At 59.7% G+C, this 1,299-nt stretch carries 1 protein-coding gene; it reads left to right on the top strand.

The features are described from left to right. Positions 1-202: 202 nt before the first annotated feature. The gene (locus PQR40_RS38950; protein ID WP_408242453.1) at positions 203-1,150 is read left to right on the top strand and encodes an IS110 family RNA-guided transposase; all 948 of its coding nucleotides are present in this window, start codon (positions 203-205) and stop codon (positions 1,148-1,150) included. Positions 1,151-1,299 lie beyond the last annotated feature (149 nt).

Raw genomic sequence — 1,299 nt, 5'->3', positions numbered from 1 at the left:
GTGAGCTGCTTTCTTTTGCCTACTTGTATATTCCCTCCTGTGGCGTCGACCCGATCAGTTGTCGCCACACGGACAGTCAGCTCGTCTGCCTACAGTGCCTCGAGCCCGCAGAAAAGCCTGAGCGACTGTCCTTTTTATCCTCGTAACCCGAACAGTTGACTGAGCCTCGAGCTCGTATTTTCCTGCAAGTATGGGTACCGTGATGAACCAGACTTCCTCTTCCGTTTATATCGGCATCGACGTCAGTGGTAGCACCCTCGACGTTGCCATCCACGACACTACCGAACATTTCAGTGTCGACAATGAAACCGCCGCCATCGACCAGCTGGTCCAGCGTCTGATTGCGCTGAGCCCCACACTGATCGTCATGGAGGCCACCGGCAAGCTCGAACTCGCCGTGCTCAGGGCACTCTGTGAAGCCGGTCTGCCCGCTGTCGCAGTCAATCCCCGACAGGTGCGTGACTTCGCGCGCGCTACGGGGCGACGCGCCAAGACCGACCGTATCGATGCCTTCGCCATTGCCCATTTCGGCGCCGTCATCAAACCTGTCGTGCGCCCGCTCAACGATGTGCAGACCGAGCAGTTGCAGGCCCTGCTGCTGCGCCGTGCCCAGCTTATCGACATGCTGGTGGCGGAAAAAGCCCGCCTGGAGCGCGCCCACGCCGCAGCTAAGGAAAGCCTGAATGACCATATCAAATGGCTCAAACAGCAGCTCACCGTCGCTGATAAGGACATTGATTCGTTCATGCGCTCTTCGCCCGCCTGGCGTCAGAAGGAGGATCTGCTGCGCTCCGTGCCCGGGATCGGCCCCGGTGCCGCGGCCACGCTGATTGCATTCATGCCACAGCTCGGTTCACTGAACCGCCGCGAGATCGCCGCACTCACCGGCGTCGCGCCGTTCAATTGCGACAGCGGCAAGCATATCGGCAAGCGTCGCATTCAGGGCGGTCGTGCCATCGTGCGTCGCGCGCTTTACATGGCCTGCATACCTGCGCTGCGCTTCAATCCGGTGATCAGAGCCTTCTATGACCGTCTGCGCAAGGCCGGCAAACCATTCAAGGTGGCCATGACCGCGTGCATTCGCAAGCTCATCGTGACGCTCAACGCCATGGTCCACAACGCCACACACTGGAACGCATCGATGAATTGACCGGCGGTATAGCTTTGCCCGGATGCTGTGCCTGAACGCGATCACTCGCGTGGTCTGCGCTCGCCTGTACGGACTGGCGAACCACCCTGAGAATCCAGCACCCGGGAACAGCCTGTTGCTTGACTTCCAATACGGTTGCTTTTCTTTGC

The organism is Paraburkholderia sediminicola (genome assembly GCF_046026855.1).
In the GTDB taxonomy this organism is placed as follows: Bacteria; Pseudomonadota; Gammaproteobacteria; order Burkholderiales; family Burkholderiaceae; genus Paraburkholderia; species Paraburkholderia sediminicola_A.
Note: the sequence above shows the minus strand (reverse complement) of the source record. Positions and strands in the feature narration are given on the sequence as shown.

Excerpts from the sequence above, each read along its gene's own strand:
- PQR40_RS38950 (WP_408242453.1), top strand. The coding sequence starts at position 203 with ATGAACCAGACTTCCTCTTCCGTTTATATCGGCATCGACGTCAGTGGT.